This is a genomic window from Streptomyces seoulensis, assembly GCF_004328625.1.
Classification (GTDB): domain Bacteria; phylum Actinomycetota; class Actinomycetes; order Streptomycetales; family Streptomycetaceae; genus Streptomyces; species Streptomyces seoulensis.
Genome location: NZ_CP032229.1, coordinates 3,724,955 through 3,747,352, shown reverse-complemented (window position 1 = coordinate 3,747,352; position 22,398 = coordinate 3,724,955). Strand labels below are relative to the sequence as shown.

At 72.3% G+C, this 22,398-nt stretch carries 16 protein-coding genes; 4 read left to right on the top strand and 12 right to left on the bottom strand.

Annotation, left to right across the window (positions count from 1 at the left end):
• Positions 1 to 10 precede the first annotated feature (10 nt).
• From D0Z67_RS17570 to D0Z67_RS17550, 5 genes are all read right to left on the bottom strand, one after another.
• On the bottom strand, positions 11 to 1,579 hold the full coding sequence (locus D0Z67_RS17570) for a serine/threonine-protein kinase (protein WP_031180821.1): 1,569 nt from the start codon (positions 1,577 to 1,579) through the stop codon (positions 11 to 13).
• A gap of 72 nt (positions 1,580 to 1,651) precedes the next feature.
• Positions 1,652 to 3,202, bottom strand: a complete 1,551-nt coding sequence (locus D0Z67_RS17565) for a serine/threonine-protein kinase (protein ID WP_031180822.1) — start codon at positions 3,200 to 3,202, stop codon at positions 1,652 to 1,654.
• 168 nt (positions 3,203 to 3,370) lie between these two features.
• A complete protein-coding gene (locus tag D0Z67_RS17560; protein WP_031180823.1) occupies positions 3,371 to 5,821 on the bottom strand; it encodes a protein kinase in 2,451 nt (816 codons plus the stop codon).
• A 161-nt stretch (positions 5,822 to 5,982) separates the two neighbouring features.
• On the bottom strand, positions 5,983 to 7,980 hold the full coding sequence (locus tag D0Z67_RS17555; RefSeq protein WP_031180824.1) for a serine/threonine-protein kinase: 1,998 nt from the start codon (positions 7,978 to 7,980) through the stop codon (positions 5,983 to 5,985).
• Positions 7,981 to 8,503: 523 nt separating this feature from the next.
• The gene (locus D0Z67_RS17550) at positions 8,504 to 10,210 is read right to left on the bottom strand and encodes a glycerol-3-phosphate dehydrogenase/oxidase (protein ID WP_031180825.1); all 1,707 of its coding nucleotides are present in this window, start codon (positions 10,208 to 10,210) and stop codon (positions 8,504 to 8,506) included.
• Between the two features lie 304 nt (positions 10,211 to 10,514).
• On the opposite strand from D0Z67_RS17550, the gene D0Z67_RS17545 reads away from it, so the two are divergent.
• The gene (locus tag D0Z67_RS17545) at positions 10,515 to 11,717 is read left to right on the top strand and encodes a nucleotide sugar dehydrogenase (RefSeq protein ID WP_031180826.1); all 1,203 of its coding nucleotides are present in this window, start codon (positions 10,515 to 10,517) and stop codon (positions 11,715 to 11,717) included.
• A gap of 54 nt (positions 11,718 to 11,771) precedes the next feature.
• On the opposite strand, the gene D0Z67_RS17540 is transcribed toward D0Z67_RS17545, so the two are convergent.
• The 4 genes from D0Z67_RS17540 to D0Z67_RS17525 form a co-directional block, all read right to left on the bottom strand.
• A complete protein-coding gene (locus tag D0Z67_RS17540; protein ID WP_030811813.1) occupies positions 11,772 to 12,896 on the bottom strand; it encodes a GuaB3 family IMP dehydrogenase-related protein in 1,125 nt (374 codons plus the stop codon).
• 138 nt (positions 12,897 to 13,034) lie between these two features.
• Positions 13,035 to 14,543 carry an IMP dehydrogenase gene (gene guaB, locus D0Z67_RS17535; protein ID WP_031180827.1) on the bottom strand — a complete coding sequence of 503 codons (1,509 nt, stop codon included), beginning with the start codon at positions 14,541 to 14,543 and terminating at the stop codon, positions 13,035 to 13,037.
• Between the two features lie 147 nt (positions 14,544 to 14,690).
• A complete protein-coding gene (locus tag D0Z67_RS17530; protein WP_031180828.1) occupies positions 14,691 to 15,278 on the bottom strand; it encodes a sigma-70 family RNA polymerase sigma factor in 588 nt (195 codons plus the stop codon).
• 820 nt (positions 15,279 to 16,098) lie between these two features.
• Positions 16,099 to 16,710, bottom strand: coding sequence for a response regulator transcription factor (locus D0Z67_RS17525; RefSeq protein WP_003948568.1), 612 nt, complete (start codon positions 16,708 to 16,710; stop codon positions 16,099 to 16,101).
• Positions 16,711 to 17,091: 381 nt separating this feature from the next.
• Here D0Z67_RS17525 and D0Z67_RS17520 point away from each other — a divergent pair, with 381 nt between their 5' ends.
• The gene (locus D0Z67_RS17520) at positions 17,092 to 17,415 is read left to right on the top strand and encodes a WhiB family transcriptional regulator (RefSeq protein WP_031180829.1); all 324 of its coding nucleotides are present in this window, start codon (positions 17,092 to 17,094) and stop codon (positions 17,413 to 17,415) included.
• 95 nt (positions 17,416 to 17,510) lie between these two features.
• Here the strand turns inward: D0Z67_RS17520 and D0Z67_RS17515 are convergent, their stop codons facing one another.
• Complete coding sequence (locus D0Z67_RS17515; protein ID WP_031180830.1) at positions 17,511 to 18,410, bottom strand: LysR family transcriptional regulator; 900 nt, start codon at positions 18,408 to 18,410, stop codon at positions 17,511 to 17,513.
• Positions 18,411 to 18,489: 79 nt separating this feature from the next.
• Between D0Z67_RS17515 and D0Z67_RS17510 the strand changes: the two genes are divergently transcribed.
• Positions 18,490 to 19,158, top strand: a complete 669-nt coding sequence (locus tag D0Z67_RS17510; protein WP_031180831.1) for an MOSC domain-containing protein — start codon at positions 18,490 to 18,492, stop codon at positions 19,156 to 19,158.
• Between the two features lie 42 nt (positions 19,159 to 19,200).
• Complete coding sequence (locus D0Z67_RS17505; protein WP_031180832.1) at positions 19,201 to 19,974, top strand: SDR family NAD(P)-dependent oxidoreductase; 774 nt, start codon at positions 19,201 to 19,203, stop codon at positions 19,972 to 19,974.
• A gap of 66 nt (positions 19,975 to 20,040) precedes the next feature.
• Here D0Z67_RS17505 and groL read toward each other — a convergent pair whose 3' ends face one another.
• Both groL and groES read right to left on the bottom strand, forming a co-directional pair.
• The gene (gene groL / locus D0Z67_RS17500; RefSeq protein ID WP_031180833.1) at positions 20,041 to 21,663 is read right to left on the bottom strand and encodes a chaperonin GroEL; all 1,623 of its coding nucleotides are present in this window, start codon (positions 21,661 to 21,663) and stop codon (positions 20,041 to 20,043) included.
• Between the two features lie 117 nt (positions 21,664 to 21,780).
• Positions 21,781 to 22,089, bottom strand: coding sequence for a co-chaperone GroES (gene groES / locus D0Z67_RS17495; RefSeq protein ID WP_018543953.1), 309 nt, complete (start codon positions 22,087 to 22,089; stop codon positions 21,781 to 21,783).
• Positions 22,090 to 22,398 lie beyond the last annotated feature (309 nt).

The following is a 22,398-nucleotide window of genomic DNA, read 5'->3' as shown; positions in this document are numbered from 1 at the left end:
GGGGATGCCCTCAAGGGGCCGTGACGGTGAAGGTGTCCACGGCCACGTCGAAGTGCTCGCGCGCCTCGCGCACCCGGCCGGACGGGCCCGACACCCACACGTCGTACATCCGGCCGCCCTCCTCCCAGCACAGGTCGTAGGTGTGCCGGGGGCCCTCGGCGGCGGTGTAGCCGTTCCAGGTGAACTCCCAGAGGGCGGCCGGGTGTTTCTCGTGGCTGGTCTCGGTGACGCGGCCGTCGCGGTAGCCGGGGTTGCTGTCCGCGCCCTCGGCCGCGAGGCGTTCCAGGACGGCGGCGGGGCCGCCCGGTTCCGGCGGGGAGATCTTGATGCCGAGGCGGAAGGCGCCCCCGGCCGAGAGGTAGAAGACGCGCTCGCCCTGCCGTTCGCGGGTGAAGCCCTCGGGCACCGCCAGGGCGAAGCCCGCCGGGTCGCGGACGGTGCGGTAGCCGGAGGGCGCCTGGGTGCCGGTGGGGCCCGGGGTGCGGGAGGCGGAGGGGGCGCCGGGCGCGTCGTCGCCGCCGCCCCGGTGCTCGTGGACCATCAGCACCGCCGCCGACACCGCCGCTCCGGCCACCGCGGCGACCAGCAGGGCCGCGATCAGCCGGGCCCGTCTCCGGGACGCCGGCGCGGTGGGGCTCCGCGGGGGCTCGGGCGCGGCCGGCGGCGTGTCGGCCTTGGCGCCGCGTACCCCGCCGAGCAGCCGGAGCGTGCGCGCGGCGGCGGGGACCCCGGACGCGGGCGGCATGCTGCCGGTCTCCAGGTACGTACGCAGCATGCGCTCGGCGTCGGCCGCGCCGAGCCGCAGCTCGGGGTCGCGCTCCAGCAGGCCCCGGACGACGGGGAGCAGCGGGCCGGCCTCGGCGGGCGGCCGGATCTCGTCGGTGACGACGGCGTGCAGGATGCCGCCGAGCGAGTCGCGCCGGAAGGGCGACTCGCCGCTGAGCGCGGCGCACAGCAGCGCGCCCAGCGACCACAGGTCGGAGGCGGGCCCGCCGCGCAGCCCCGACATCCGCTCCGGGGCGGTGTATTCGGGCGAGCCGACGAAGGACCCGGTCTCGGTGAGCGTCGTCGCCCCGGCGACCCGGGCGATGCCGAAGTCGGTGAGCACCACCCGGTCGGTGCCGGACTCCAGGAGCACGTTGGCGGGCTTGATGTCCCGGTGCAGCACCCCGGCCGCGTGCGCGGTGGCCAGCGCGCTCAGCAGGTCGGCGCCGATCCGGGCGGCCTCGGCGGCCTCCACCGGGCCGCCTGCGGCGATGCGCTCGGCGAGCGAGCAGCCGTCGATCAACTCCATTACGAGGTAGGGGCGTTCGTCCTGCTCGACCACGTCGTGCACCACGATGATGTGCGGGTGCCGCAGCTGCGCGACCGCCCGCGCCTCCCGGAAGGAGTGCTCCCGGCGCCTGCGCGCATCGGCCTCGGACAGCGAGTCGTCCAGGGTGAGTTCCTTGACGGCCACCTGACGGCCCAGCACCAGATCGTCGGCCCGCCAGACGACACCCATCCCGCCGCGACCGATGCGCGCCTCAAGGCGGTAACGGCCCGCGACCACACGGAGGTCGTGCCCCTCGGTCCCCATACCGCCCATCATGCCGCACCGGACCCACCCCCTCCGGGGCGCTGACCGGCCAAGGTACGTACGTGGCGGCCGTCAGCCCTCCTGGAAGCTCCGCAGGATGGAGGTGAACTGCTCCTTGGTGGTGTCCCAGTCGTCGGCCGGGGAGGACGCGTAGATGGCGTACTCGGTGTCGTCGGCCTTCATGTAGCCGACGTCGATGGCGTGGTACGGGCCCGGGAAGTAGTGGGGGCCGTCCTTGGCCAGGGCGTTCCAGGTGTACTCCCAGCGGGCGCCCGGCTCGTCGCGGAACACCTCCTCCTTGAGGACCAGCCGCTTGTACTCCAGCAGCCGGGGCGAGACCCGCTGGTCGAGGTCGGTCAGGTGCTCGTAGGAGGTGCGGAAGTCGGGGTCGGTGTCGACGGCCACCCGTACGAGGTGCTTGCCCTTGTCTGGCGAGTAGTCGACCTGGCGGATGCCGTCCTGGTCGATGGAGACGGACCGCTTCCAGCCCTTGGGCAGGGAGAGGCTGAAGCCGACCGGATCGTCGTACCGCTGCCAGCCGTCGGGGGCGGTGCCGGCGCTGTTCGTGGCCGACGCGGACGGGCTCCTGGTGGGGTCGCCGCCCTTGCCGTCGGTGTGGTGGCCGCCGCCCCACTGGAGGTAGCCGACGGCCAGGCTCGCGCCGAAGACCAGGACGGCCGCGGCGGCCAGGGCGAGCATCCGGGTGCGATGGCCGCGCCGGGCCGGGGCGACCGGGGTGACGGCTGTGTCGCGGGTCGCGGGGGCGGGGTTCTGCGGGGGCGGGGCGAACATTGGCGCGGTCTGTGTCGCGCGGCCCGCTGCCGCGTCGTCCAGCATGCGCTCGGCCGTGGCCAGGTCGGGGCGGCGGGCCGGGTCCTTGTGGAGCAGGGCGGCGATGACGGGGGCGAGGGCGCCGGCCTCGCGGGGCTCCTCGGCGTCCTCCTCCACGACGGCCTGCATGGTGCCCAGCGCCGAGGTGCGGCGGAAGGGCGAGCGGCCCTCGACGGCGGTGTACAGCGTCGCCCCGAGCGCCCACAGGTCGGAGGCGGGGCCGGGGTCGTGACCGCGTATGCGCTCCGGCGCGAGGTAGTCGACCGAGCCGACGACCTCACCGGTACGGGTGATGGTGCTGTCACCCTCTATCTGCGCGATGCCGAAGTCGGTGAGCAGCACCCGGCCGTCCCCGCCCAGCAGGACGTTGCCCGGCTTCACATCGCGGTGCAGCACCCCCGCCGTGTGCGCCGCGCGCAGCGCCCGCAGCACCCACAGCCCGATCCGCGCGGCCTCGCGGGGCTCTATCCGCCCGCGCTCCTTGACCGCGTCGGCCAGCGACTCGCCCTCGACCAGCTCCATCACGATCCACGGGCGGCCGTCGTGCTCCAGCACGTCGTGCACGGTGACGACGGCGGAGTGGTTGATGCGCGCGGCGGCGCGGGCCTCGGCGCGGGTACGGGCCAGCAGCACGTGCTGGTCGCTCTCGGCGACGTACAGCGCCGCGGTCAGCTCCTTGACGGCGACCTTCCGGTGCAGCACCTCGTCATGGGCGCGCCACACCCGTCCCATGCCGCCGCTGCCGATGGAATCGGTGAGCCGGTAGCGGCCCGCCACCAGCTGGCCCTGCATCTGATTCACGTTGCCCCGCAATGCTCTTGTCAGGGTCAGACTATGGACCGGCCCCCGCCCAGGGAACCGGCGGGGTGCCACGGAATCCGCACTGTGACGGTTGTCGCTTCCGCACAACGGGCGCAACCGAACGGCCGCTTCCGCAACGGGCCCTGTCGGAGCGTCGCCTCAGCCGGTGTAGCGGTAGGTGGCCGTCGCCTGGTCGTACAGCCGGGTGACCTCGTCCCGCTCCGCCTCCGGGCCGCGCACCTGCACGATGTGGTACCGGCCGTTCAGCAGCATCGCCATGTTCCGCACGAACAGGTCGCGCCCCTGGGCGTCGGTCCAGGTGAACTGCCCCTCGGCCATGGTGCGTCCGCCCACCTCGATGGTGCGCAGCCCGGACGCTGTGGCCCAGCTGGAGTCGCGGTACGGCTGCAACTCCTTTTCCTTGTCCCGCTGGTACACCATCGGGTCGGTGCCGTAGGTGGACGTGCTGTCCCGGCCGGGGACGACGACGAGCTCGAAGTTCCCGTGCGAATAGATCACTTGGCCGCTGCCGTTGCGCGGCGCGTGGGACCAGCCCTTGGCGACGGCGACCTTGAAGCCGGCCGGGTCGGTGCGCAGCGTGAACCCGTCCGCCGCCGCCCCGCCCCCGGTCTGGGTCTCGGTGGCGGGCGAGGACGCGGTGGGCCCGTCGTCCGGGGTGCTCGCCTCCTGGGACGGCTGGCGCTCGTGGGAGGGCGCGGGGCTCGCCTGCCCGGCCGCTCCGGCCCGGTCGCCGTCCTCGCCCTGTTTGGGCATGAACATCACCGCGTACGCCACGACCCCGGCCAGCAGCAGGAGGACGAGCAGCAGCAGGGTGCGGCCGAGGCTGCGCGGGGAGCCCTGCGCCTCCTGCCGGGCGCGTTTGTGCCGGGCGTGCGGATGCGGCACCGGCGCCTTGTTGCGGCGCCGCCAACGGGCCAGCTCACCGCGCCGGCGCACTATCGGCAGCCGGGTCGGGTCGTTGGGCGGCACCGGCACCACATGGGCACCGGCGTCCGGCTCGGGCGCGGAGCGCACCAGCGAGCGCAGCCAGCCGCTCAGTTCCTCGAAGTCCAGTCGCTCGATGGGGTCCTGACGCAGCAGCGACTCCACGACCGGCCGCAGCGGCCCGCACTCCTCGGCGTAGGCGGGCGGCTCCGCGCAGACCAGCTGCACCAGCTCGGCGGTGGACTCCTCCGGGTAGGGCGCGTGTCCCTGTACGGCGCGGAACAGCAGCGCGCCGAGCGCCCACAGGTCGGTCGCGGGGCCGACGGGCGCCGCCAGCTGCCAGTTCTCGTGCACCGGCCCGGCCTGCTCCGGCGCCCACCGCTCGGTCACCGGGCCGACGACCGTCATGCGCATGTGCCGCGACCGCTCGGCCGCGATGGCGGTACCGGGCCCGCGCCGCGCTCCGGCCGTCTCCGGCTCGTCCCAACCGGAAGCCCCCGAACCGCCGTTCCGGCCGTTCTGTGCGGGCAGCGCGGGCCGGGGCGGAGCGGGCACGCCCGGCTGGGCGGGGTTCAACGGGTACGGCGGCGCCGCCTCCGGCCGTCCGCCCCGGGGAGCCGCGCCGTGCCAGGGGCGTCCGGCCACCCCGTACGGGTCGGCCACGTGACCGGGCGGATTGCCGCCCTCCTCCGCGATCTCCCCCTCGGCGGGCGTCCGCGCGCCGGGCAGGGCGGCACGGCCGTCCCGCTGCGACTCCTGTACGCGCGCCGCCGCACGGGCCCCCGCGCGGTACGCGGCGATGGCCCCGGCGCGTGCGGCCCGGATGTCGTCCCCGCTCTCCATCGGGCGCGGCAGGGCCGGCGCGGGCGCACCGGAGTCGCCGTTGCCCGCGGGTGCGGGGAGGCCGCCCGTCACGCGCGCCTGGATCGCGGCACGCCGTGCGGCCTCGGGGTCCGGGTCGGCCACGGCCGCCGCCCCGGCCGCACGCGGTACGACACTCGCACCGGGCTGCCGCTGGTCGGGCAGCGGGTGGTCCTCCGGGCCGTCCTGGGCCGGGACCGGGTCGTAGCCGCAGAGCGCTTCCTCCGCCGCGCCGACCGCGAGGCCGGTCAGCATGACCCGGCCGTCGTCGCAGACCAGGACCGTGCGGGCGGTGATGTTGCGGTGGGTCCAGCCGTGGGCGTGCAGCACGCGCAGCGCCATCACCACGTCGGCCGCGACCTCGGCCGCCCGGTACGGCGACAGGGGCTGCTCGGCCAGGAGCGCGGACAGCGGGCGCGCCGACACCGCCTCGCTGACGATCCACAGCGAACCGCCCTCGGCGAACACGTCGAAGACCTGGTCCAGCCGGGGATGGTCCGGTATCCGGGCCGCCGCCTGCGCGGCCTCCACGGCGCGCCGGACGGCGGGGTCCCGGGGCGTACGGGTGGCGCTGCGGCCCGCCGGGGCGCGCCGGCCGCGCTCACGCGCCGTGAACCCCTCGGGCAGTCCCTCGGCGTCGATCACCTCGGCCTCGACGACCTCCGGCAACGGCACCTGACGGACCAGCACCTCCTGCCCGCTGTAGGTGTCGAAGGCGTACGTCTCGGTGAGTTCGTACTCGTCGGAGGGCGGCAGCGGCAGTCGGTAGCGGTCGGCGAGCACCCGCCCCGCGTAGTCGTCCACGTCTGCCACCCCCTGCCGTTCCGGTCGCCCGCGATCGTTCACCGCCCGTCACGCGTCACACCCGGCTGCGTACGGTTCTCAACCATTCACGATACGTGCCGGAGGCAACCCGCACCGAGGGGATGACCGATTTCCGGGCTCCCAACCCGGGCTCGGTCAGGTCACGACTTGGGCTCGAAGGACGCGGTGAGCGTCTTCCAGGTGTCCTCGCGCAGCGCGCTGTCCCAGTCGGCGCTCTTCGCGGTGTACATCAGCGCGTGCCCGAGGTGGTCGTTGACCTTGAAACCCCGGTCGACGGAGCGGTACTTGGTGCCGCCGTCCACGTAGGTGAACTCCCAGTCGGCCGTGGTCCAGCTCCGGTAGTCCACCTTCTCTATCCGGACGCGGTCGTACTGGGAGCGCACCATGTAGCGCTCCTGGTTCTGCCAGTCCTTCACCGGGTCGCTCTTGGGCGTGCTGGTCCAGGCGACGAGCAGCTTCTGCCCGTCGGGGCCGGTGTAGCGGTCGCCCGCGGCGCTCGACGACCCGTACTTCCAGCCCTTGGGCAGACCGATCGAGTAGCCCTGGGGGGCCTTACGGGTCGTCACGACGGGGGCGCTGCCGGAGCCCTTGTTCCCCGAGGAGCCCTTGCCCCCGGAGGAGTCGTCGTCCGAATCGCCGCTGCCGTCCTTGCCCTTGCCGTCGGAGTCGTCGGCGGTGCTCGCGTCACTGGCCCCGCCGGAGCGGGAGCCGTCGGTGGCGGGCGCGGAGCCCGAACCGTCCGCCTGCTTGCCGCCGGAACCGTCCTTGCCCGTGTCCTGCTTGCCGGAGGCACTCGCGCTGGGCGCGCCCTGCGCACCGGTGCCCTTGTCGTCGTCACCACCGAGGGTGAGGGCGAGGACGGTGCCGACCACCACCAGGATCAGGGCGATCACCGCCGCGATGACGATCAGCGTGCGCCGGGGCACCACATCGGTGAGCGACGCCTTCGGCGCCGGCCTCGGCGGGAGGTCCATGTCGGGCCGGGGCATCACGGGCCAGCTCGAACTTGGCTTGTTCGTAACGGAGTTCGGCGTGTCGGACTTCCCGCCGGTACCCCCGCCACCGGTGCCACCGGTACCGGCCGTGGTCCCGGAGTCGCTCTTCGACCGGGCGGCCGCCGCGGCCGAAGCGGCACCGGCGGCCTTGCGCACCGAGCCGCGCACCTTGTCCCCGGACTCCTCGCGACGGGTCGCGGAGGACCCGGAAGACTCGGGCGACTCGGCCTGTGCCGGGATCGGCACGACCCGCGTGGCGTCCAGCGGCTCGCGGTCGCCGGCGTTGATGACCTTGTTGAGCATGGCCCGCGCGCCCGCGTCGTCGAGCCGCCGCTCGGGCTCCTTGGTGAGCAGGCCCTTGATGACGTCGCCCAGCGGGCCCGCGTTCTTGGGCTCCTCCGGGTTCTCGGTCATCACGGCGGTCAGGGTGGCGATGGCCGACCCCTTGTCGTACGGCGGCACGCCCTCGACCGACGCGTACAGCAGGCCGCCCAGCGACCAGAGGTCGGCGGCGGGACCGGGCTTGTGGCCGCGGGCCCGCTCCGGGGAGATGTAGGAGGGGGCGCCGACGAGCATGCCGGTGGAGGTGATGGACGGGTCGCCCTCGACCTGGGCGATGCCGAAGTCGGTGAGCACGACCCGGCCGTCCTCGGCGATCAGCACGTTGGACGGCTTCACGTCGCGGTGCAGGATGCCCTCGCGGTGCGCGGACCGCAGCACGTCCAGCACGGCGAGCCCGACCTCGGCGGCCCGGCGGGGCGTCAGCACGCCGTCCTCACGGATGACCTCGGCCAGGGACTTGCCCTCGACCAGCTCCATGACGATCCACGGCCGGTCGTCCTCGTCGACCACGTCGAAGACGGTCACCGCGCTGTTGTTGCGGATACGGGCGATCGCCTTGGCCTCGCGCAGCGTGCGCGTGATCAGGCGGCGCTTCTCCTCCTCGTCGATGTTCGACGGGAACCGCAGCTCCTTGACCGCAACCGTCCGGCCCAGGGTCTCGTCCTCGGCACGCCAGACCGTGCCCATGCCGCCCCGGCCCAGCACGTCCCCCAGCCGGTACCGCCCGGCGAGAAGACGACGCTCGTTCTTGCCCTGACGAGTCTCCTGACGGGATGACCCCGCCCGCTCCGCCTCCGACATGCGTCCCCTCATGCAACCCGCCCTGACAGAGCCTTCATTGTCCCTCACCCGGCAACCGGCCGACGCCCAGGGGCCCCTCCGGGCGCACCTCGTCCGCCGCGCCGGCGCCCCCTGTGAACCAGATGTTCCAGTTGCCGGGATGATCTCCCCCGGCGCGGAAGGGCGCAGGGATGCCGACCCTTCGGACAGTCCTGTCCATACCGGTTCTCGTGGCTCTGCCGCTCACCCCCAACACCGGCTTTCCCCGTCCGACACGGTCGAACTGAACGTCCCCGGACTCCTGCCCCGACTCCGCGCCGGGACACGGCACTCCGGCGGGGAATCGGACCCCGTCCGGCGCACCTTGCTCACCCGCACCAGCGGCATCACCGACCGAGCCGACTCTGCTCCCGCGACGACGGAACCTCGTCCCGACCAGGCCCTGCCCGCCGCCGAGTTGTGCCCCCACACCCCCTTGGAACGAGCGGGCCGGGAACGGAGATCCCGCACCCGGCCACTCGTTCGAGTGAAGCTCCGGCCGGCCCTACAGCGGCACGATGTCCGGCGCTCCCAGCCGGGCCGCGTCCGCCGTGAGGTCGTCGGGCTGGCGCTGGGACTCGCGCTCGGCCTCGACCCGCTTCTCGTAGTGCTCGACCTCGCGGGCGATCTGGTCCTCGTCCCACCCGAGCACGGGTGCCATCAGCTCGGCGGCCTCGCGGGCGCTGCGGGTGCCCCGGTCGAAGGTCTCGATGGAGATGCGGGTGCGGCGGGTGAGGACGTCGTCCAGGTGCCGGGCGCCCTCGTGCGAGGCCGCGTAGACGATCTCGGCGCGCAGGTAGTCGTCCGCGTGCCGCAGGGGCTCGCCGAGGGTGGGGTCGGCGGCTATCAGGTCGAGGAGCTGGTCGGCCATCGAGCCGTACCGGTTGAGCAGGTGCTCGACCCGGGCCACGTGGAGTCCGCTGCGCTCGGCTATGCGCTCGCGGGCGTTCCACATCGCCGGGTAGCCCTCGGCGCCGAGCAGCGGGATCTCCTCGGTGACGGAGTCGGCCACCCGCCGGTCCAGGCCGTGCACCGCCGCGTCGACGGCGTCCTCCGCCATCACCCGGTACGTCGTGTACTTGCCGCCCGCGACGACCACCAGGCCCGGCACCGGGTGCGCGACGGTGTGCTCGCGGGACAGCTTGCTGGTGGCCTCCGACTCGCCGGCCAGCAGGGGCCGCAGGCCCGCGTAGACGCCCTCGACGTCGTCCCGGGTGAGCGGGACCGCGAGGACCGAGTTGACGTGCTCCAGCAGGTAGTCGATGTCGGCGCTGGACGCGGCCGGGTGGGCCTTGTCGAGGTCCCACTCGGTGTCCGTGGTGCCGACGATCCAGTGCCGGCCCCAGGGGATGACGAAGAGGACGGACTTCTCGGTGCGCAGGATCAGGCCGGTGCTGGAGTGGATGCGGTCCTTGGGCACGACCAGATGGATGCCCTTGGACGCCTTGACGTGGAACTGGCCGCGCTCCCCCACCAGGCCCTGGGTGTCGTCGGTCCACACCCCGGTCGCGTTGACCACCTGGCGGGCGCGGATCTCGTACTCCCCGCCGCCCTCCACGTCCTCCACCCGGACCCCGACGACCCGCTCGCCCTCGCGCAGGAAGCCGGTGACCCGGGCGCGATTGGCGACCTTGGCGCCGTAGGACGCGGCGGTGCGGACGAGGGTGGCGACGAAGCGGGCGTCGTCCACCTCGGCGTCGTAGTACTGCAGGGCGCCGACCAGGGCGTCCTTGCGCAGGCAGGGGGCGACGCGCAGGGCGCGGGTGCGGCTGAGGTGGCGGTGGCTGGGCAGGCCGCGGCCGTGCCCCTTCGCCATGGACATCACGTCGTACAGCGCGACGCCCGTGCCCGCGTACAGCCGCTCCCAGCCCCGGTGCTGGAGGGGGTAGAGGAAGGGCACCGGTTTGACCAGGTGCGGGGCGAGGCGCTCCAGCAGCAGGCCGCGTTCCTTCAGTGCCTCGCGCACGAGGGGGAAGTCGAGCATCTCCAGATAGCGCAGGCCGCCGTGTATCAGCTTGCTGGACCGGCTGGAGGTGCCGGACGCCCAGTCCCGCGCCTCGATCAGGCCGGTGGACAGGCCACGGGTGGCCGCGTCGAGCGCGGTGCCCGCGCCCACGATGCCGCCGCCGACCACCAGCACGTCCAGTTCGCGCTCGGCCATCTCCGCCAGTGCCTCGGCGCGCTGCGCCGGGTCTAGGGTCGCTGTCCTCACCGCTGCCTCCCGCTCTCGCAAACCCCCTGATGGGCCACGCCCGGTGCGGCGCCGCCCCTTCGTCCCCTCCTCATGCCCAGAACCTCATGCTCAAAAGTGTGGCGGGCCCGGCCGGGTTCGGCCACCACGGGCCCCAGCCTGTGGACAACCTGCGCGTATCCCTCCGAAGACACCCGGAAGACACACGAACACAATCACACATAACGGTCATATTTGTACCTAGTCTGACTGTGCGCTCGCTCAGCCGGTCCACCGGGCTTGCGCGCCATTCCCACTTCGGCTATCGGGAAGGACGGCTCACGCCATGCCCGCAGATCTCGCCGTCATCGGACTCGGTCCCTACGGCCTGCCGCTGGCCCAGGCCGCCGTCGCCGCAGGCATCCCCACCGTCGGGTACGCCACCGGCCCCGAGGCGGGGTCGCTCAGCCCCGCCGAACTGCGCCGGATGCGTTCCACCGGCTTCCGGCCCAGCACCGACCCCGCCCAGCTCGGCCGGGTCCGCACCGCCGTCATCTGCGCGCCGACCCCGCGCGGCGCCGACGGCGAGCTCGACCTCGGACAGGTCGAGGCTGCCGCCCGCACCCTCGCCGGGCGGCTGCGCCCGCACACCACGGTGATCCTGGAGTCGCCCGTCCTGCCCGGCACCACGGAGGACCTGCTGCGGCCGATCCTGGAGCGGGGCTCCGGACTGCGCGCCGGGCGCGACTTCCACCTCGCCTACTCCCCCAGCCGGACCGACCCCGGCAGCCGCGACCACACCCCCGCCCCGAGGGTCATCGGCGGCCTCACCCCGGCCTGCACCGAGTCGGCCGCCGCGTTCTACGGCCGGCTCACCGACAAGGTGGTCCGGGCGCGGGGGCTGCGCGAGGCGGAGGCGGTACTGCTGCTGGAGACCAACTTCCGGCATGTCAACATCGCGCTGGTCAACGAGATGGCCGTCGTCTGCCACGAGCTGGGCGTCGACCTGTGGGACGTGATCCGCTGCGCGGAGACCAAGCCGTTCGGCTTCCAGGCGTTCCGGCCGGGGCCCGGTGTCGGCGGCCACGGCGTGCCGCAGGACCTCACCGGGCACGCCAGCCGGGGCCTGCGCATGGTGGAGCTGGCCCAGCAGGTCAACGAGCGCATGCCGCACTACGTCGTCCAGCGCGCCGCCGCGCTCCTCAACGAGCACGGGAAGTCCGCCCGCGGCGCCCGCGTCCTCCTCCTCGGCGTCACCTACAAGGCCGACCTCGCCGACCAGCAGGGCGCCCCCGCCCACGAGATCGCCGTCCGCCTCATGGAACTCGGCGCCTCCGTCAGCTACCACGATCCCCACATCCCCGCCTGGCACGTGCTCGACCGCCCGGTCCCCCGCGCCGACTCCCTCTACGAAGCCGCCGCAGCCGCCGACCTCACCCTCCTCCTCCAACCCCACCGCACCTACGACCTCCAGGGCCTCTCGGTAAAGGCCCAGCTCTTGCTGGACACCCGAGGAGCGACCCCGACGGGCGCGGCGCACCGCCTCTGAGCGCACACGAAAGGGCCCGGTCGAAGTGACCGGGCCCTTTACGTGCGAAAAAGATCAGCGGCGGTGCTGGCTGTCCGCCACCGTCACCTCTACGCGCTGGAATTCCTTCAGTTCGCTGTAGCCCGTGGTGGCCATGGCGCGGCGGAGGGCGCCGAAGAAGTTCATGGAGCCGTCGGGGGTGCGGGAGGGGCCGGTGAGGACCTCCTCCAGGGTGCCGACAGTGCCGAGGTCGACCTTCTGGCCGCGCGGCAGCTCCTCGTTGACCGCCTCCATGCCCCAGTGGTGGCCCTTGCCGGGCGCGTCCGTGGCACGGGCCAGCGGGGAGCCCATCATCACCGCGTCGGCGCCGCAGGCGATCGCCTTGGGCAGGTCGCCGGACCAGCCGACCCCGCCGTCCGCGATGACGTGCACGTACCGGCCGCCGGACTCGTCCATGTAGTCGCGGCGGGCGGCGGCCACGTCGGCGACCGCGGTCGCCATCGGGACCTGGATGCCCAGCACGTTGCGCGTGGTGTGCGCGGCGCCGCCGCCGAAGCCGACCAGCACACCCGCCGCGCCGGTGCGCATCAGGTGCAGGGCCGCTGTGTACGTGGCGCAGCCGCCGACGATCACCGGCACGTCCAGCTCGTAGATGAACTGCTTCAGGTTCAGCGGCTCGTGCGAGGAGGACACGTGCTCCGCCGACACCGTGGTGCCGCGGATGACGAAGATGTCCACGCCCGCGTCGACGACCGCCTTGGAGAACTCGGCGGTGCGCTGCGGGGAGAGCGCGGCGGCCGTGACCACCCCGGCGTCCCGCACCTCCTTGATGCGCTGCCCGATCAGCTCCTCCTTGACCGGAGCCGCGTAGATCTCCTGGAGGCGGCGGGTGGCGGCCTCGGCCGGCAGCTCCGCGATCTCGTCCAGCAGCGGCTGCGGGTCCTCGTGCCGGGTCCACAGGCCCTCGAGGTTGAGGACGCCGAGGCCCCCCATCTCACCGATGCGGATCGCGGTGGCCGGGGAGACGACCGAGTCCATGGGAGCGGCCAGGAACGGCAGCTCGAAGCGGTAGGCGTCGATCTGCCAGGCGATCGAGACCTCCTTCGGGTCCCGCGTACGGCGGCTGGGGACGACGGCGATGTCGTCGAAGGCGTACGCCCGGCGGCCGCGCTTGCCGCGCCCGATCTCGATCTCAGTCACGTCATGCCTTTCCCTGAATGCTTTCAGCGTCTTCCAGTATCGCCGACCGGCCGTGCGGTGGCCGTCCCCGGCGACGCGGAGGGCGGTCCCGGATGCCCCGGGACCGCCCTCGTCACGACCGGCACGCGTGCGCGTGCGTCACTTCTTGCTGCTGTAGTTCGGCGCCTCGACCGTCATCTGGATGTCGTGCGGGTGGCTCTCCTTGAGACCCGCCGAGGTGATCCGGACGAACCGGCCGTTGTCCTGCAGCTCCGGCACCGTACGGCCGCCGACGTAGAACATCGACTGGCGCAGACCGCCGACGAGCTGGTGCACCACGGAGGACAGCGGGCCGCGGTAGGGCACCTGGCCCTCGATGCCCTCGGGGATCAGCGCCTCGTCGGAGGCGACGCCCTCCTGGAAGTACCGGTCCTTGGAGAACGACTTGCGGTCGCCGCGCGTCTGCATCGCGCCCAGCGAACCCATGCCCCGGTACGACTTGAACTGCTTGCCGTTGATGAACAGCAGCTCGCCCGGCGACTCCTCGCAGCCCGCGAGCAGCGAGCCGAGCATCACCGTGTCGGCGCCCGCGACCAGGGCCTTGGCGATGTCGCCGGAGTACTGCAGGCCACCGTCGCCGATGACCGGGACCCCGGCCTCCTTGGCGGCCAGCGCGGCCTCGTAGATCGCGGTGACCTGCGGGACACCGACGCCCGCGACCACCCGCGTGGTGCAGATCGAGCCGGGCCCGACGCCGACCTTGATGCCGTCCGCGCCCGCGTCCACCAGCGCCTTGGCGCCGTCCCGGGTGGCGATGTTGCCGCCGATGACGTCGACGCCGGAGGAGTTGGACTTGATCTTGGCGATCATGTCGCCGACCAGCCGGGAGTGACCGTGCGCGGTGTCGACGACGATGAAGTCGGCGCCCGCCTCGATCAGCGCCTGGGCGCGCTCGAAGGAGTCACCGGCCACGCCGACCGCCGCGCCGACCAGCAGCCGGCCCTCGGAGTCCTTGGCCGCGTTCGGGTACTGCTCGGCCTTGACGAAGTCCTTGACCGTGATCAGACCCTTGAGCACACCGTGCTCGTCGACCAGCGGCAGCTTCTCGATCTTGTGCTTGCGCAGCAGCTCCATGGCCTCCGGGCCGGAGATGCCGACCTTGCCGGTGACCAGCGGCATCGGCGTCATGACCTCGTGGACGCGCCGGGTGCGGTCGCTCTCGAAGGCCATGTCGCGGTTGGTGACGATGCCGAGCAGCTTCTTGTCGTTGTCGGTCACCGGCACACCGCTGATCCGGAACCGGGCGCACAGCGCGTCGGCCTCGGCGAGGGTGGCCTCCGGGTGGATGGTGATCGGGTCGGTGACCATCCCCGACTCGGACCGCTTCACCAGGTCGACCTGGTTGGCCTGGTCCTGGATGGACAGGTTGCGGTGCAGCACGCCCACGCCACCCTGACGGGCCATGGCGATGGCCATGCGGGACTCGGTCACCTTGTCCATGGCCGCGGACAGCAGCGGGATGTTGACCCGCACGTTCCGGGAGACGTACGAGGCGGTGTCGATGTCGTCGGGCGCCATGTCCGACGAGCCCGGCAGCAGCAGCACGTCGTCGTAGGTCAGCCCGAGTGTCTGGAATTTACCGGGCACTCCGTCGACGTTGGCAGTCATGACACCTTCCCCAAATGGCCTTGATCGGTGCGGATGTCCATGCTAACGGGAAGCGTCGTGAGCAAATTCCACGCTATGGGGGCGCTTCAGGCTTCGTATGTTCGTACGAATTTCAGCACGGGAGCCTCGGAGGCCACTGCTCGGAGGCTACTGCTCGGCCAGGGCGCGCAGGCGGCTCAGCGCGCGATGCTGCGCCACGCGTACCGCTCCTGGTGACATTCCCAACATCTGCCCTGTCTCCTCCGCGGTCAAGCCCACGGCGATCCGGAGCAGCAGCAGTTCGCGCTGGTTCTCCGGGAGGTTGGCCAGCAGCTTCTTCGCCCAGGCGGCGTCGGAGCTGAGCAGGGCGCGCTCCTCGGGGCCGAGCGAGTCGTCGGGGCGCTCCGGCATCTCGTCCGAGGGGACTGCGGTGGAGCCGGGATGGCGCATCGCGGCGCGCTGGAGGTCGGCCACCTTGTGGGAGGCGATGGCGAAGACGAACGCCTCGAAGGGCCGGCCGGTGTCGCGGTAGCGCGGCAGGGCGAGCAGCACCGCCACGCAGACCTCCTGGGCGAGGTCCTCCACGAAGTGGCGGGCGTCGCCGGGCAGCCGGGACAGCCGGGTGCGGCAGTAGCGCAGCGCGAGGGGGTGGACGTGTGCGAGCAGGTCGTGCGTGGCCTGCTCGTCCCCGTCGACGGCACGGTGCACCAGGGGGCCGATCGGCCCGGGGGCCGTGCCCGCCTCGTCCTCGCGCATCGGTCCATGGTGCCTTGCGGCCGTCCGGTCCGTGGCATCGCGTTCGTGGTTGTGCACCGAAGCGTTATGAGCAGGTGCGCCGGCACTCATCTCCTGCGCCCTCCCCTTCCGCTCGTTTTCCGCTCGCTCGACTCGTCCCCGAGAGACTCCACACCTCAAGGATGCGGCATCCCCGCCGAAACAAGCAGCACGCGGTCCCTCGCGGGGCGTGAACGGGGTCGATTCCGCCACGCGTGCCTCCGGCAGGGTGGGTACGGGGGTGCAGGTGAGCCCGCGCTTGGGCAGCACCGTCGCCACAGCCGAGCCGCTGCGAGTCGACCGAGAGCGGATTCGGCCACTCGCGCCCGCCAGCCGCGGCCGACCCCGGCGGGGCGCACTCGCGCCCGCGGGCACCCACGGAACGGCCCGGCACCCGGAGCCACGACGGCCCCCCGGGCGAGACACCTCCGGCGACCGCAGCCGCCCGACTGCGCGGGGTCCGCCCCGGGCCGGCCGGCGTATGAGGGGCATCACCGACAGTCGAAGCCCGATGTCGCGGCGCCCGACGTCCACCGATCGGCGCCGGGCTCAGCCCGACGCCCCCGCGAGGGGTACCACCGACCGCCGCCACCGACCCCGCCGGCGGTCTCGATCGGCCGCACCCGCACACCGCACCGCTGGCGTCGGCCGAAGTGAGCCCCGCCGGACGGGAACCCTCCCCGGCAACGCTCCCGGCACCGGCAGGGACCGACCCCGCCGCCGAGGCCGACCGCCCGCGCACACCCTCCGACGCCCGCCAAGAACCCGAGGGCCAAGGCCGAGCGCAGCGGCCGCGCATGCGTTACCGGACCAGTCCCCAGCGGAAGCCGAGTGCCACCGCGTGGGCGCGGTCCGAGGCGCCGAGCTTCTTGAACAGGCGCCGGGCGTGGGTCTTGACGGTGTCCTCGGAGAGGAACAGCTCGCGCCCGATCTCCGCGTTGGAGCGGCCGTGACTCATGCCCTCCAGCACCTGGATCTCGCGCGCGGTGAGCGTGGGCGCCGCGCCCATCTCGGCCGAGCGCAGCCGGCGCGGGGCCAGCCGCCAGGTCGGGTCGGCGAGGGCCTGCGTCACCGTCGCCCGCAGCTCGGCGCGGGAGGCGTCCTTGTGCAGGTAGCCCCGCGCACCCGCGGCGACCGCGAGGGCGACGCCGTCGAGGTCCTCGGCGACGGTCAGCATGATGATGCGCGCGCCCGGATCGGCGGACAGCAGACGGCGCACGGTCTCGACGCCGCCCAGGCCGGGCATGCGTACGTCCATGAGAATGAGGTCGGAGCGGTCGGCGCCCCAGCGGCGGAGGACTTCCTCGCCGTTGGCAGCCGTCGTCACGCGCTCGACGCCGGGCACGGTCGCAACCGCGCGGCGAAGCGCCTCTCGGGCAAGCGGGGAGTCGTCGCAGACGAGGACGGAAGTCATGACCGCCCTCCGGAGCTGATGCGCGTCACCTTGAGCCTCCAGGCTGGTACGGAATCGTCACCTGTGCGGTCGACCGTCTCGGACGCCTGCCCGAGCACTTGTGTTTTCAACCGCCTCCGCACTCTCAACGACGGTCACCCGAAAGAGTTACGGGTCGGCGTACTGACTTCGGCACTCTACGTGAGGGGTCGGACACAGTGCCGTGATGCGCGACGGACCCACGGGTTTTCCGCACAACTTGTGCCCCATTTAGTCGCTTTTGGTGTCGTTTGCCAGTGTCTGAGGCTAGATTCGCAATGAGTCATATTTTCATCTCCTTAGACCGGAGATGTACGGTCGAAGGCACGGTATCCGCCCAGAACGGCTACAAGGGGTCACGTAATGGCAGATTTCTCCCGCCTTCCCGGACCGAACGCGGACCTGTGGGACTGGCAGCTGCTGGCAGCCTGCCGAGGGGTGGACAGCTCGCTCTTCTTCCACCCGGAGGGCGAGCGCGGTGCGGCGCGGAGTGCACGTGAGAACTCGGCCAAGGAGGTCTGCATGCGGTGCCCGGTCCGAGCGCAGTGCGCGGCCCACGCGCTGGCGGTGCGCGAGCCGTACGGCGTGTGGGGCGGGCTGACCGAGGACGAGCGCGAAGAGCTGATGGGCCGGGCGCGCAACCGCCTGGTGTCCACCACCAGCGGGAGTCCCGGCTCCCACGCCTGAAGGAACGTTTCTGCATCCATCAGGGCACGTCCACCCGCGTGCCCCTGAGCCGTGTCCGGCTCTGTCCGGGCCTTTTCAGCCCTTTCCAGCCCCTTCTAGCCCCGCGAAGCCGCCCTGCCCAGCTGTTCCAGTGTCGCGGCCACGGCCGGGACCTGGGCCAGGTCGGGCAGGGTGAGGGCGACGATCTCCCGTCGTACCGCGGGCTCCAGCCGGACCACGCGCACCCCCCTGGGCCGTACCGACTCCACCGCGAGCTGGGGGAGTACGGCCACGCCCAGGCCGGCGCCGACCAGGCCGACCACGGCCGGGTAGTCGTCGGTGGCGAAGTCGATGCGGGGGGTGAACCCGGCGCCCTCGCAGACCTGCACGAGCCGGCCCCGGCAGCGCGGGCAGCCCGCGATCCAGGGCTCCTCGGCCAGCTCCCCGATGGCGACGGCCTCGGCGCCCGCGAGCCGGTGCCGCTCCGGGACCAGCGCGACCAGACGGTCCGTCAGCAGCCGTCGTACGACCAGGTCGTCCCACTCCTCGGTGGCGGGGGCGCCCTGGTAGCGGAAGGCGAGGGCCACGTCGCAGTCGCCCTCGCGCAGCAGCTCCACCGACCTCGGCGGCTCGGCGTCCTCCAGGGAGACGCGGGTGCCGGGGTGGGCGGCGCGCAGGGCGGCCAGCGCGGTGGGGACCAGGGTGGAGGTGCCGCTGGGGAAGGAGACCAGCCGGACCCGGCCCGCGCGCAGCCCCGCGATGGCGGCGACCTCCTCCTCGGCGGCGGTGAGTCCGGCGAGGATGCCGGAGGCGTGCCTGACCAGGGCTTCTCCCGCCTGGGTCAGCCGCATCTCGCGGCCGCCCCGGACCAGCAGCGGGGTGCCGACGGAGGCTTCCAACGCCTTCATCTGCTGGCTGACGGCGGGCTGGGTGCAGCCCAGTTCGCGCCCCGCCGCCGAGAAGGAACCACTGGCGGCGACGGCGCGCAGGACGCGGAGATGGCGGGCCTCGATCACCCTTCGAGCATAAGCGGTGCTTGGGAACGAGTCCCGATATCGCGTCGACGCTTTGGGCGCGGTCACGTACCGTGCGCGCATGAAGCTTCTCTCCGTCAATCTGGGGCGACCCCGCGCGGTGCCGTACACCGACCAGGCCGAGGGGGTGACGGGCATCGACAAGCGGCCCGTCGAGGGTCCGGTGCGGGTGGCGGCGCCGGGGCCCAAGGGGGTCGGCGGCAGCGGGCTGGCCGGGGACGCGGTGTGCGAGCTGCGCCATCACGGCGGGGACGACCAGGCGGTGTACGCCTTCGCGCGCGAGGACCTGGACGACTGGGAGCGCGAGCTGGGCCGGCCGCTGTCCAACGGCTTCTTCGGGGAGAACCTGACCACCGGGGGGCTCGACGTCTCCGGGGCGCTGATCGGGGAGCGCTGGCGGATCGGGGCCGCCGTGGTGCTGGAGGTGACGTCGGGGCGGATTCCGTGCCGGACGTTCCAGGGCCATATGGCCGAGCGGGGCTGGGTGAGGAGGTTCACCCGGAAGGCCGTCACGGGGGCCTACCTGCGGGTGATCGAACCGGGCGAGATACGGGCCGGGGACGCGGTGGAGATCGTGCGCCGGCCGGACCACGGGGTGACGGCGGCGACGCAGTTCCGCGCGGTGACCACCGAGCGGGAGCTGCTGCCGTCGCTGCTCGCGGCGGGGGACGCCCTGCACGGCGAGACGCTGGCCCGGGTCCACAAGTACCTGGCGGACCAGGCGCGCTGAGCGGCCGTCACCACGGTCCGGTGGCCGCCCTACTCTTGGGCCATGACAACGGCTCTGATTACGGGATCGACCGCGGGCATCGGCGCCGCGTTCGCACGGCGGCTGGCGGCGGACGGGCACGATCTGGTGCTGGTGGCGCGCGACACGGCGCGGCTGCGGGAGCAGGCGACCGAGTTGCACGACCGGCACGGCATCGAGGCGGAGGTGCTGACCGCCGACCTCGCCGAGGACAAGGGCATCGAGACGGTGGCCGAGCGGCTCGGTGACCGCCGGCACCCGGTCGACCTGCTGGTCAACAACGCCGGGTTCGGCAACAAGGGCCGCTATCTCGACGTCTCCATGGCCGACGAGCTGCGCATGATCAAGGTGCACTGCGAGGCGGTGCTCCGGCTGACCTCGGCGGCGACGGAGGCGATGCGGGAGCGGGGGCGCGGCGGGGTGGTCAACGTCGCCTCGGTGGCGGCCTTCGTCCCGCGCGGTACGTACGGCGCCTCGAAGGCGTGGGTCGTGCAGTTCACCCAGGGCGCGGCGAAGGACCTCGCGGGCAGCGGGGTCCGGCTGATGGCCCTGTGCCCCGGCTTCGTCCGCACCGAGTTCCACGAGCGGGCCGGCATGGGCACGGACAACATCCCCGGCTGGATGTGGCTCGACGCCGACAAACTCGTCGCCGAGGCCCTCAACGACCTCGCCCGCAACAAGACCGTCTCCATCCCCGACCCCCGCTACAAAACCCTCATGGGCCTGGCGAAGATCGCGCCCCGCAACCTCCTGGGCGGAATCAGCGCCCGAACGGGCCGCAAGTACGGACCGCGCTGACACAGCACTTCGCCCCGCCAGGAGATCCTGGCGGGGCGAAGTCGCGTGCCCTGAAGGCGGGTTGCCTTAGTGCGAGTGACCGTGGCTGTGGCCGGCCGGGGCCTCTTCCTCTTCCTTCTTCTCGACGACCAGGGTCTCGGTCGTGAGGAGGAGGGAGGCGATGGAGGCGGCGTTCTCCAGGGCGGAGCGGGTGACCTTGACCGGGTCGATGACGCCGGCCTTGACCAGGTCGCCGTACTCGCCGGTGGCCGCGTTGTAGCCCTGGCCCTTCTCCATGTCCTTGACCTTGGAGACGATGACGTAGCCCTCCTGGCCGGCGTTCTCGCCGATCCAGCGCAGCGGCTCGACGACCGCGTTGCGGACGACGCTCACGCCGGTGGCCTCGTCGCCGGTCTTGCCGAGACCGTCCTGGAGGACCTTCGCGGAGTGGACCAGCGCGGAACCGCCACCGGAGACGATGCCCTCCTCGACCGCGGCGCGGGTCGCGGAGATGGCGTCCTCCAGACGGTGCTTCTTCTCCTTCAGCTCCACCTCGGTGGCGGCGCCGACCTTGATCACGCACACGCCGCCGGCCAGCTTGGCGAGGCGCTCCTGGAGCTTCTCGCGGTCCCAGTCGGAGTCGGTGTTCTCGATCTCGGCCTTGATCTGGTTGACACGGCCCGTCAGGTCGGCCGCGTTGCCGCCGCCCTCGACGATCGTGGTGTCGTCCTTGGTGACGGTCACGCGGCGGGCGGTGCCCAGCACGTCGAGACCGGCCTGGTCGAGCTTGAGGCCGACCTCCTCGGAGATGACGGTGGCGCCGGTGAGGACGGCCATGTCCTGGAGCATCGCCTTGCGGCGGTCGCCGAAGCCGGGGGCCTTCACCGCGACGGCGTTGAAGGTGCCACGGATCTTGTTGACCACCAGGGTCGACAGGGCCTCGCCCTCGACGTCCTCGGCGATGATCAGCAGCGGCTTCGAGGCGTTGGTCTGGATGATCTTCTCGAGCAGCGGGAGCAGCTCGGTGATCGAGGAGATCTTGCCCTGGTTGATCAGGATGTACGGGTCGTCGAGGACGGCCTCCATACGCTCCTGGTCGGTGACGAAGTACGGGGACAGGTAGCCCTTGTCGAAGGCCATGCCCTCGGTGAAGTCCAGCTCCAGACCGAAGGTGTTGGACTCCTCGACGGTGATGACACCGTCCTTGCCGACCTTGTCCATGGCCTCGGCGATCAGCTCGCCGACCTGCTGGTCCTGGGCGGACAGCGCGGCGACGGCGGCGATGTCGGACTTCTCGTCGATCGGGCGCGCGGAGGCGAGCAGGTCCTCGGAGATCGCCTTGACGGCGGCGTCGATGCCCTTCTTCAGGGCGGCCGGGGACGCGCCGGCGGCGACGTTCTTCAGACCCTCGCGGACCAGGGCCTGGGCGAGCACGGTGGCGGTGGTGGTGCCGTCACCCGCGATGTCGTTGGTCTTGGTCGCCACCTCCTTCACGAGCTGGGCGCCGAGGTTCTCGAACGGGTCCTCGATCTCGACCTCACGGGCGATCGTGACACCGTCGTTGGTGATGGTCGGCGCGCCGAACTTCTTGTCGATGACGACGTTGCGGCCACGGGGGCCGATCGTCACCTTCACCGTGTCGGCCAGCTTGTTGACGCCGCGCTCAAGGGCGCGACGGGCGTCCTCGTCGAACTTCAGTGTCTTCGCCATGACAGCGGGAGCCCTCTCGGAAAATCTGGGTGGATGTGCCTGCGCCCCCGGCCGCCCGGCTTCTTTACGGTCGCGGGAACCAGGGGCGCAGTGGTGAAGCAGATGCTTCGGGGTGAACTACTTCTCGATGATCGCGAGCACGTCGCGAGCCGAGAGGACGAGGTACTCGTCGCCGTTGTACTTCACCTCGGTGCCGCCGTACTTGCTGTACAGCACGATGTCGCCGACCTTGACGTCGAGCGGCAGGCGCTCGCCGTTCTCGAAGCGGCCCGGACCGACGGCGAGGACGGCGCCCTCCTGGGGCTTCTCCTTCGCGGTGTCCGGAATGACCAGGCCAGAGGCCGTGGTCTGCTCGGCGTCCAGCGGCTGGACCACGATGCGGTCCTCGAGCGGCTTGATGGCAACCTTGGAGCTGGCGGTCGTCACGATCCGACCTCCCCCTTCTGAGAATTCACGGGGTTGACTGTCTGAGGTGGCGACCAGGTCGATCCGTCGTCGCGGGTGCCGGACCTGCCCGTCGCTTTGTTGGCACTCTCGCGTGCCGAGTGCCAGTGCCGAGACTATGACCGGGGTTAGCACTCGGTCAAGCGGAGTGCCAATTGCCGTGCGGCGCGTCGGGGATGGGTACCTCTTTGGTGTGGCTTCACTGTGCTGTTGGGACGCTCGCCGTCCAGGGGGCTGCCGCCCCCGGGCCCCCGCTTCGGCCCTGGACGGGCCTCGTCCTCAAGCGCCGGA